The sequence below is a fragment of the Halomicrobium katesii DSM 19301 genome, assembly GCF_000379085.1.
Taxonomy (GTDB): domain Archaea; phylum Halobacteriota; class Halobacteria; order Halobacteriales; family Haloarculaceae; genus Halomicrobium; species Halomicrobium katesii.
Genome location: NZ_KB905379.1, coordinates 177,121 through 186,533, shown reverse-complemented (window position 1 = coordinate 186,533; position 9,413 = coordinate 177,121). Strand labels below are relative to the sequence as shown.

Here is a 9,413-nt window from a genome sequence, read left to right as displayed (position 1 = left end):
CGGTTCCGAGCCGATTGACCGTCAGTGGCTCGTCGCCCTGGAGCGCCTCCTCGGCAGCCTGATCTGCCTGGCGCTCCAGTTGCGGATCCGGATCGATTTCGAGATCCGCATTCTCTTGGGGCATCATCGACAGCGGCGCGCCGCCGTTTTGCTGCTTGACGTGCGCGAGTTCGTGCGCTAAGAGAAACTGGCCCTCCGCCGATTGGGGATCGTACTCGCCGGAGTTGAAGACGATGGCGTTGCCGCAGGTGAAGGCTTTGGCGTCGATCGCATCCGCCGCTTCGGCGGCTTTCGCGCCAGTGTGGATGCGAACGTCGGAGAAGTCTGCGTCCATGCGGTCCTCAAGTGAGTCCTGGACGGAGCGTTCGAGTGGCATGCCGCCGGAGCCGACGACATCCAGGACCTGGTCTGGGACCTCGTCCTGGCTGGTCCCGGTGTCTTGCATCGCGCGCTGGATGTTGTGCTGGCGGTGGGTGAGAGCTGTGGCCCCAATAGCAGTCATTTCGGTCCCCGGGTACTCGGTCGCCATCGGTCGAACGTGCAGGGTCACTCGTTTTGACACACCAGCCGATGGCTCACGGAACTTTCGGTTCCCACGACTGGATCGTCGCGGTCGCGTCCCAGTAGTTCTCGTACTGTGGTTTGAATTTCTGGCGGTGGAAGGCCCGATATTTCCCCCAGCCAGCTTTTCTGAACGCCACGGGCGGTTTCACACCCATCAACAGGAAACCATCCCGGATCTGATAGGCCAGATGGGACACGACGTAATGGTGAAACGAGCCGATCTCCTCGGGATCGAACGGCACCAGTTCGATCGTCGCGTCGGATTCTCTCTCCAGTGGATCCTCGCCACGTTCCGTCTGTTCGTTGCCCAGGCCGTCGGTGTGGAGGTAGTGCATCGCCGACACTGCCTCGATCTCGGCTTCGAGGGCGTCGAACTCGCTGGTGTCGAGGGTGTCCTTCGCCGGCATCACCGGCGAGTCCGACTCACCGTCGAAGTGGCCCAGATACTGTTCGAGCAATGGTGGCTCGTAGCCGGTCGGATCCGGCTGCACGTAGACATCTTTCCGGTAGACGATGACGTCGTCGGGATCGGCGTCGGGGAACGGCAGGTCGACGGTCGAGCCGTCGTAGTGACTCTCGATCTGGCGCTGGAGGTCGCCGAAGTGCTCGTCGAATTCTGCTTCTGACAGTCGTGCGAGAGCGAGGAGGCTGGCGAGGATTCGATCGGGGTTGTTGCCGGCGTCGAGCGTGTCGTAGCCTCGCTCGCGGTAGACGTGCCACTTGGCAAACCGACGGGCCTGGCTTACGTGCTCGTTGCCGGCGTCAGTCCGCTTGGATACATTGTCTGGGTAGCCGTCTTGTTCGTGGTACGTGATCTCGCCGTCAAAATCAACAGAGATCAAATTCTCAACATCATTGTTATCAATAATGCTGAGGCCAACACCACCTTCATCTTCTCCGGTGATCATTGCATCCATGAATTATTCCTCCCGACTTTTGACTCGCTCAGGACGGTTGCCCTCGCCAGTACCAAATTCGGCGAGGACCTGCTCTTTGACTTGCGCGAGCCGGTTCGGTAGTGGGCCGTCGGTCTGCTCCCAGAACTGGCGGAGTGCGGTCTCACCGATCTCGAAGGTGGCGATGAGCGCACCCATTCCTGGAATCAGCGAGACCAGCCCTTTCGCGGCCGTCCAGCCGAGTTCGGTGAGGAACTCGCCGCCGTCGAAGTCGTCGAGTTTCTCGCGTTGCTCGTCGGTGAGGGCGATCTGTTGGGCGCCCTCCTGGAGATGCTCGTACAGTTCGGCGATGCGGTCGCCGATCGACTCTTTGGCGTCTTCGAGTGCGGAGGCGCGTTCTTGGTCACCGGCGGCACGCGCGTCCAGGATCGCCTCCTCCTGGTGGGCCAGCGCCTCCTGGTGGGTGCCGATGTTGTCGATGGCCCCCTCGAGTTCGTCTTCGATAAAGTCGATGCGGTTCTGGTTCTGTGACTGCTGGAACGAGCCGCCGACGCCCCCCTCGACTTCGGCTTTGAACAGCTCCAGGGCCTGGGGCACTTGCTCGGCGGGCATTCGCTGAACTTGCACGTCGGTTCCCATCCGGCTGACCGTCAGTGGCTCGTCGCCCTGGAGGGCCTCCTCGGCAGCCTGGTCGGCGTTCCGCTCCAGTTGCGGGTCGGGATCGATCTCGAGATCCGCTTCTTGCTGGGGCATCATCGAGAGTGGCGCGCCGCCGTTTTGCTGTTTGACGTGCGCGAGCTCGTGGGCGAGCAGGAACTGGCCTTCAGTACTCTCGGGATCGTACTCGCCGCTGTTGAAGACGATCGAATTGCCGCAGGTGAAGGCTTTGGCGTCGATGGCGTCGGCGGCCTCGGCGGCCTTGGCGCCGGTGTGGATGCGAACGTCGGAGAAGTCGGCATCCATGCGGTCCTCAAGTGAGTCCTGGACGGAGCGTTCGAGTGGCATGCCGCCGGAGCCGACGACATCCAGGACCTGGTCTGGGACCTCGTCCTGTGAGGTGCCGGTGTCTTGCATCGCGCGCTGGATGTTTTGATTATGCTGTGTGACGCTGGGAGTGTTTAGAGACCGCTGGTGCGATTGAGGACGATCTAGCATTGTTGGCGAGAACAGTCGACAGTTCGACAGTAGCGAGAGAGTCACTGTGGTCGGAGAGTGAATGCGCGGCGGAGACGGGTATTATTTTCGTTCGGCCACTGCAGTTGCAATTTTGGCCATCTCTTTGCCTTTTTCGCCAAATCCGTAGTCGTAGTCGAGTGTGTAGTCGGGGACGTCCGCATGGAAGGCGTGGTATGAGTGATATGGACGTTCCTCGCGGAGATAGCGAGTCGTTCCGTCGTACAGGCCGGGACCCAGGACGCGATACGCTTCGGGCGGCTCCTCGCCGCGAAGCAAGTGACAATCTCGGATCTGGCAGTCGAGGTGGTAGGCGAAAAAGTCTTGTGCGGCCTCCAGTGACGGGAGATAGTTCGGCGGGAGTTGGAGTTGAGCGTCCGGGTCACGGTTGAAGGGCTTGTCACCGAACTGGTACTGACGCTCGCGATCGTCGGCAAGATAGAGGAAGTGAATGCCCGATACCGCCTCGATCTGGTCTCGGTCATCGAGATAGACGTCGAGCAAGTACAGGCGGAAGTCGTCGTCCTCGATAGCATCTGGCTCTGGAACTGGTGGCTCCACGCCCGGCAACCGACCGTTGATCTGGTTAAAGTACGTGCCGAAGTGGTCTTGGAAGTCCTCTGCAGAGAGGGTCTCGATGGCTTGTTTCACCCGGTCCATCGCTGCTTGGTCGTGCTCAAATGGCAGCACGTCATGTTTGGTTTTCTGGGCAACGTGATACTTAGCGTACCGTCGTGCCTGGTTCACGTGTTCGTCTTCGACCGGAGTCCGTTCTGCTGCTTTGTCCGGGTAGCCGTCCTGTTCGTGATACGCTATTTCACCACTGGCGATCTCAATGGTAATGTTATGTTCGTTGTTATTGTTATCAGTCACATATATCTTCAAATATTCTCCGTCTTCGCCGTCAATAGTTGCCTCCATTATGAATCACCACCCTGATACGGGTCGTCGCCCTCGCCAGTATCGTCGCTGGTGAGTTTGTCGTAGCCCTGTCTGACGGCGACAGCGGTCAGGAGGGCCCCGAAGTAAATAACGATGTTTTCGATCAGTGCACCGCCTTGTGCTCCGATTGTATCTGTTTCAGTGGCTAACATCTCTGCGAGGGTATGATAATCGGTTCCGGACTCGACAGCTTTGTACAGGAGACCGGCCACACCCAGGTCAATCCCGCCATCTGTGAGGATTTCCTTTAGCGTACTTTCTTCGGGGATGTCGCCCTGAAGATCGGAAATAAGCTCTTCAACTGTGTTGCCAAACTCTTCGATGAGCTGTCTGTGTTTCTGGACGACTTCTGTTTGTTGCTGCGAGAGATCGAGGGAGTCTATGTCTGCGTCGTCTGAGACCGTGAGAGACATCCCGTCGTCGATAGGTGTCTGTGTTTGCTCAGTTATCGTCGTTCCATCACCCGTCGACGTCACCGACACGCCCATCTCGTCACCTAACTCACTGATTTGCTGGGCAAGGTCTTCCAATTCTTCGACCTTGCTCTGTAATTCCTCGATTTTCTCCGGGTCAGTATCTAACGCGTCTATCTCTCCCCCATTGTCGAGGAATCGCTCCTGAGCGTCCGTCGATGCCACGTAGTCCGTGAATTTGGGTGCCCGCTGGACGTGCACGTCGGTCCCCAGTCGATTGACGGTCAGCGGCTCCTCACCAGACAGCGCCTCTTCGGCTGCCCGATCTGCATCCCGCTCGAGTTGCGGATCCGGATCGATTTCGAGATCCGCATTCTCTTGGGGCATCATCGACAGCGGCGCGCCGCCGTTTTGCTGCTTGACGTGCGCGAGTTCGTGCGCTAAGAGAAACTGGCCTTCCGGCGAGGAGGGATCGTACTCGCCGGAGTTGAAGACGATGGAATTGCCGCAGGTGAAGGCTTTGGCGTCGATGGCGTCGGCGGCTTCGGCGGCCTTGGCGCCAGTGTGGATGCGAACGTCGGAGAAATCGGCGTCCATGCGATCTTCGAGTGAGTCCTGGACGGAGCGTTCGAGTGGCATCCCGCCCGAGCCCACGACATCCAGGACTTGGTCCGGGACCTCGTCCTGGCTGGTGCCAGTGCCTTGCATCGCCCGCTGGATGTTGCTCTGGCGTTGCTGGTTGGCCTGCTCTCTGGGGGTCTTGGTCGGGACGATATCGCCCTGCTCGGGCGAGAGTGTGGCGTCGGCCAGCAGCGGATCCCGGCCGGTCGCCTGCCGCGTGGCCGACTCGCTGCGCTGGACGGTGCGAGTGGCACCGTCGGCCCGCTCCCGCTCGGCGTCGGCGTCGTCCTTCGAGCGACCTTTGCGGTTGGCCTTCCGTTTCCCAGCCATCTACTCATCACCCGCCGCGACCGTGACTCGGTGGCTCGCCTCGGGACCGTTCATTACTTCACCGTTCAAACCGCTGTATGATAATGGTTTCTCTCTGAATATTTCGATCGCCTGGCATCAGTCCGTCCGCGAGTGGCTGGATCGGGCCGCCGTCGACCGGGCGAAGCCGCCGTTTATCGAGCGGAGCCGCCGTCGACGGGGCGGGGGTGCTGTCGGGACGCGGCGATCCCCTCACGTGAGCACTCATTGTGGCCTCACTTGTCGTCTGTTTGGATGGCACCGACTCATACGGACGGTTGTAGGAATTTACCGGTGAGCGTCTACCCCGTGGCGACGCTCACCGGTAAGTAACTACAACTTTCCGTATCATACATTGCTCTGTGTAGGTGTGTCACCAGCAAGGCACTTGAGGTCGTAAGTGAGTTCGGAAAGCAGGTACACAGGTGTTGGCCCTCACTTAGAGTAGGCCCGCACTGGGAATTGATTCGTCTCCTCCCGGACGGTAGTACTCCTCGTACATGTTCATGAGCCGTTGCTTGACCATCGGTTTGAATGCGCCGGGGCCGTTTAGGTCGAGTATTTCCGGCGGTTCCAGACCCATCTCCAGGAGTCGGTCCCGGATCTGGAATCGCAGGTGCGAGACAATCAGCATTCGCGGTGAGCCGAACGTGTCGACATCCAGTGGGAGCAGTTCGAGTCGTGTGTCGGGCGCTCTCTCGAGCGGTAGTGAATCGTCCGGATATTCGGTCAAGCTAATGCCGTCGGTCTGAATGTAATGCACGTCCGAGACAGCCTCGATGTCGAAGCTGGGGAGCGATGTATGTGGCAGTGGGTCGTCTGTGAGCAGGTGTTCGGCGAGGTCGGCCACATCCGTCTGGCGTGCCATTTCGAGATACTGCTCCAGCAGGGGTGGCTCACACTCGGTTGGATCGTCGCTTAGCCAGAGGTCCTGGCAGTAGATGACGGTATCACTCGCAGCTGCCGGGAACGGGAGGTCGACGGGATCGCCGTCGCTGTGGCGCTGGCTGTGTTCGATGAGAGGTCCAAACAGCGAGTCGAAGTCTTCCTCGTCGAGGTCGATTATCGCCAGCATGGCAGCGGCGATGCGATCCGGATTTTCGGTTGGCGGGACCGTGTCGTAGCCCCGTTCCCGGTAGACGTGCCACTTGGCAAAACGGCGAGCCTGGTTGACGTGTTCACTGCCTTCCTTCGTTCGCTTCGCTGCCTTGTCCGGGTACCCATCTTGAAGATGGCCATCAATTTCGCCAGTATAACTAACTCCTATCTTATGTTCAACATCATTGTTGTCGAGGACAAGCAGTCCAAATCCATCTTCCGTCTCTTTTTTAATTTCTGCATCCATAGTTAGAAGTCCACCTTCTCGCTATCCTCGCCAGTATCCATGTCCTCAAGGACCTCTTCGAGCAGTTCTTCCTGCAATTTGGCCATCCGGTTGGTGATGTCACCGTCGAGCAAGCGCCACTTTCGCATGGCGATGTCGATCCCGACTGCACCGAGGAGCCCTGCGACGGGGCCGCCGATCAATCCGATAATCGCAGCGAGAGTATTCGACGCGATGTCGCCCCCAACGCCCAAGTCGGCCCCTTACTTGATTTCCTCTCGTTGATCGTCGGTGAGTGCAATCTGGTCGGCGACATCGGACATATTCTCTTTTGCTGTTTCGAGTTCCGCCTCGATTTCGTCTCGATCCATCAACTCTCGCTCGCGAGCTTGTTCGAAAGCCTCGCGATCGATATCGTCAGGATCGAGAGTCGAGTTCTCAGGCAGAATGATAGTTCCATCATCCTCGACCGAGCCGCCTTCGTTTCCGACGATCTTTCTGACCGTTTTGTTCACCATCTCGGCGTGTTGATCGCCGATGTCCTCCTTGAAATCACCCAGTTGTTGCTTGATCGATCGCTCGATAAACGCAATTCTCCGCTCATTTTGGTCCCTTTGGAACGTGCCAGCGGGGTCGCGATTGCTGTTGGGATCGTTCTCCAGATCCATCAGCGCGAGTGCGGGTAACATCTCATCTTTCTCAATCCGCTGGACGTGCACGTCGGTGCCCAGCCGATTGACAGTAACGGGATCCTCACCGGAGAGCGCCTCCTCGGCAGCCTGGTCGGCGTCGCGTTCGAGTTGCGGATCCGGGTCGATCTCCAACTCCGCTCCTTCCTGGGGCATCATCGACAGCGGCGCCCCACCGTTCTGCTGCTCGACGTGGGCGAGCTCGTGGGCGAGCAGGAACTGGCCTTCAGTACTCTCGGGATCGTACTCGCCGCTGTTGAAAACGATCGAATTGCCGCAGGTGAAGGCTTTGGCGTCGATGGCGTCGGCGGCTTCGGCGGCCTTGGCGCCGGTGTGGATGCGAACGTCGGAGAAGTCTGCGTCCATGCGGTCCTCAAGTAAGTCCTGGACGGAGCGTTCGAGTGGCATCCCGCCGGAGCCCACGACGTCCAGGACCTGGTCTGGGACCTCGTCCTGACTGGTGCCGGTCTCTTGCATCGCCCGCTGGATGTTGCGCTGGCGGTGGCTGACGGCTGTGGCGGCGGCGATGGGGCTTATTTCCATCCCTGGGAACTCGGTCTCCGTCGGTCGAACGTGCACGGTCACTTGTTTTCACACACCAGCCAATGGTTCACGGAACTTTCGGTTCCCACGACTCGATCGTCGCGGTCGCGTCCCAGTAGTTCTCGTACTGCGGGCAGAACTTCTGTTCGTGGAACGAGCGATATTTCCCCCAGCCTGCTTTTCTAAACGCCACCGGCGGTTTCACGCCCATCCGCAGGAAGCAATCTCTGATCTGGTAGGCAAGGTGAGAGACGATGTAGTGGTGGAACGAGCCGATCTCAGCGGGATCGAACGGCACCAGTTCGATCGTGGCGTCGGGCTCGCGGTCCAAGGGGTTCTCGCCACGGTGTGTCTGTTCGGTGCCCAGCCCGTCGGTGTGGAGATAGTGCATCGGCGACACTGCCTCGATCTCGGCTTCGAGATCGTCGAATTCGCTGGTGTCGAGGGTGTCCTTCGCTGGCATCACCGGGGAGTCTGAATCGCCTTCGAAGTGACCGAGATACTGTTCGAGGAGTGGTGGGTCGTACTCGGTCGGGTCGGGCTGGACATAGATATCTTTCCGGTAGACGAGTACGTCGTCAGGGTCAGCATCTGGGAACGGCAGATCGACGGTCGAGCCGTCGTAGTGGCTCTCTATCTGGCGCTGGAGGTCGCCGAAGTGTTCGTCAAAGTCTTCTTGGGAGAGTCGAGCGATCGCGAGCAGTGCCGCCAGGATGCGGTCGGGGTTGTTGCCAGCGTCGAGCGTGTCGTAGCCTCGTTCACGGTAGACGTGCCACTTGGCAAACCGGCGGGCCTGATTGTTGTGTTCGTTGTCTTCGGTCGTTCTGTTGCTAGCTTTGTCGGCATATGCGTCACATTCGTGGAATTTAATCTCGCCTTCTAGATCCATGCCAACATGATGCTTTCCATTAGTATTGTCGACGACGTCAACTCCGAATCCTTTGTCATCCTCGCCTACGATTTCCGCTTCCATGATCATTCACCCCTGTAGTCGTATTCATCGTCGCCACCGTGACTGAATTCGGCGAGAACCTGTTCTTTGACCTGGTGGAGTCGTTCAGTCAGTGAGCCGTCGGTTTGCTCCCAGAACTGGCGGAGTGCGGTCTCACCGATCTCGAATGTGGCGATGAGTGCACCCATGCCCGGAATCAGCGAGACCAGCCCTTTCGCGGCCGTCCAGCCGAGTTCGGTGAGGAACTCGTCGCCGTCGAAGTCGTCGAGTTTCTCGCGTTGCTCGTCGGTGAGGGCGATCTGTTGGGCGCCCTCCTGGAGATGCTCGTACAGTTCGGCGATGCGGTCGCCGATCGACTCTTTGGCGTCTTCGAGTGCAGAGGCGCGTTCTTGGTCACCGGCGGCACGCGCGTCCAGGATCGCCTCCTCCTGGTGGGCCAGCGCATCCTGGTGGGTGCCGATGTTGTCGATGGCCCCCTTGAGTTCGTCTTCGATAAAGTCGATGCGGTTCTGGTTCTGTGACTGCTGGAACGAGCCGCCGACGCCCCCCTCGACTTCGGCTTTGAACAGCTCCAGGGCCTGGGGCACTTGCTCGGCGGGCATTCGCTGAACTTGCACGTCGGTACCCATCCGGCTGACCGTCAGTGGCTCGTCGCCCTGGAGGGCCTCCTCGGCAGCCTGGTCGGCGTTCCGCTCCAGTTGCGGGTCGGGATCGATCTCGAGATCCGCTTCTTGCTGGGGCATCATCGAGAGTGGCGCGCCGCCGTTTTGCTGTTTGACGTGCGCGAGCTCGTGGGCGAGCAGGAACTGGCCTTCAGTACTCTCGGGATCGTACTCGCCGCTGTTGAAGACGATCGAATTGCCGCAGGTGAAGGCTTTGGCGTCGATGGCGTCGGCGGCCTCGGCGGCCTTGGCGCCGGTGTGGATGCGAACGTCGGAGAAGTCGGCA

At 59.5% G+C, this 9,413-nt stretch carries 10 protein-coding genes; all 10 read right to left on the bottom strand.

Annotated elements, in window-relative coordinates:
• Nucleotides 1-502: eCIS core domain-containing protein (locus HALKA_RS19775; RefSeq protein ID WP_044956828.1), on the bottom strand; the 502-nt coding region annotated here is incomplete at its 3' end.
• A gap of 73 nt (nt 503-575) precedes the next feature.
• Nucleotides 576-1,481, bottom strand: a complete 906-nt coding sequence (locus tag HALKA_RS0116360) for a DUF7958 family protein (RefSeq protein ID WP_026190378.1) — start codon at nt 1,479-1,481, stop codon at nt 576-578.
• A 3-nt stretch (nt 1,482-1,484) separates the two neighbouring features.
• Complete coding sequence (locus HALKA_RS22040) at nt 1,485-2,534, bottom strand: eCIS core domain-containing protein (RefSeq protein WP_018259017.1); 1,050 nt, start codon at nt 2,532-2,534, stop codon at nt 1,485-1,487.
• Between the two features lie 162 nt (nt 2,535-2,696).
• A complete protein-coding gene (locus HALKA_RS0116350; RefSeq protein ID WP_018259016.1) occupies nt 2,697-3,554 on the bottom strand; it encodes a DUF7958 family protein in 858 nt (285 codons plus the stop codon).
• Nucleotides 3,554-4,939 carry an eCIS core domain-containing protein gene (locus HALKA_RS22035; RefSeq protein ID WP_018259015.1) on the bottom strand — a complete coding sequence of 462 codons (1,386 nt, stop codon included), beginning with the start codon at nt 4,937-4,939 and terminating at the stop codon, nt 3,554-3,556. Before HALKA_RS22035 ends, HALKA_RS0116350 begins: the two co-directional genes overlap by 1 nt.
• A gap of 457 nt (nt 4,940-5,396) precedes the next feature.
• On the bottom strand, nt 5,397-6,302 hold the full coding sequence (locus HALKA_RS19765; protein WP_044956826.1) for a DUF7958 family protein: 906 nt from the start codon (nt 6,300-6,302) through the stop codon (nt 5,397-5,399).
• Between the two features lie 2 nt (nt 6,303-6,304).
• Nucleotides 6,305-6,535, bottom strand: coding sequence for a hypothetical protein (locus tag HALKA_RS21695; RefSeq protein ID WP_018259012.1), 231 nt, complete (start codon nt 6,533-6,535; stop codon nt 6,305-6,307).
• Nucleotides 6,536-6,544: 9 nt separating this feature from the next.
• On the bottom strand, nt 6,545-7,555 hold the full coding sequence (locus HALKA_RS22030; RefSeq protein ID WP_245545431.1) for an eCIS core domain-containing protein: 1,011 nt from the start codon (nt 7,553-7,555) through the stop codon (nt 6,545-6,547).
• A 25-nt stretch (nt 7,556-7,580) separates the two neighbouring features.
• On the bottom strand, nt 7,581-8,402 hold the full coding sequence (locus tag HALKA_RS0116325) for a DUF7958 family protein (RefSeq protein ID WP_018259010.1): 822 nt from the start codon (nt 8,400-8,402) through the stop codon (nt 7,581-7,583).
• Between the two features lie 86 nt (nt 8,403-8,488).
• The coding region (locus HALKA_RS19760) for an eCIS core domain-containing protein (RefSeq protein ID WP_044956868.1) at nt 8,489-9,413 on the bottom strand (925 nt) is incomplete at its 5' end.